We start from the raw sequence: 514 nt of genomic DNA, 5'->3' as shown, positions 1-514 counted from the left end.
TTTTCTAACCAAGATTTTTGTTGTTTTCCATTCTCTAACAATACTGTTTGAGATAATCCTTTAAGTATTAACTCGCCATGTAGTCCTATTTCGTTGTGATGCATTGATACATCCAACACAACTCCTATAAATGCTTTACCTGAAACATTCGTGGTAAGTTGTTTTCCTAACCATTCTTTTGACTTATCTAATGTATAGCTTCCTGCTTCTTCTACAGTTTCTATATCTACTACAATTTCAAAGGTATGATGCTTGTATAAAAACTGGTTAATTGTAATTGTTTTATAGCTCTTTACAAAGTTACCATCAATGGTAATTTGCTTATCTAAAGCTTCTTCTTTTATCTTATGCATAGTACTATTTTTTTCTCTTAATGATAGTTACATATAAAAATAACTATCAACGCTTTTTTTTGAACAAAAAAAGACCTTCTTTCTTTAAAAAAAGAGAAGGTCTTTAGTAATAAATTATATAAAACTAAAAGTTATTTAGTCCTTCTCATTAAGCTACTGGC

Annotated in this window: 1 pseudogene; it reads right to left on the bottom strand. The window is 28.6% G+C overall.

Going from position 1 to position 514, the window contains the following annotated elements:
* Positions 1-353: pseudogene (locus ACQYZ7_RS16695) on the bottom strand (hypothetical protein); the annotation flags it as partial.
* Positions 354-514: the final 161 nt, after the last annotated feature.

Source organism: Tenacibaculum sp. SDUM215027 (assembly GCF_050566205.1).
Classification (GTDB): Bacteria; Bacteroidota; Bacteroidia; order Flavobacteriales; family Flavobacteriaceae; genus Polaribacter.
This window is presented reverse-complemented; position numbering and strand designations above follow the sequence as displayed.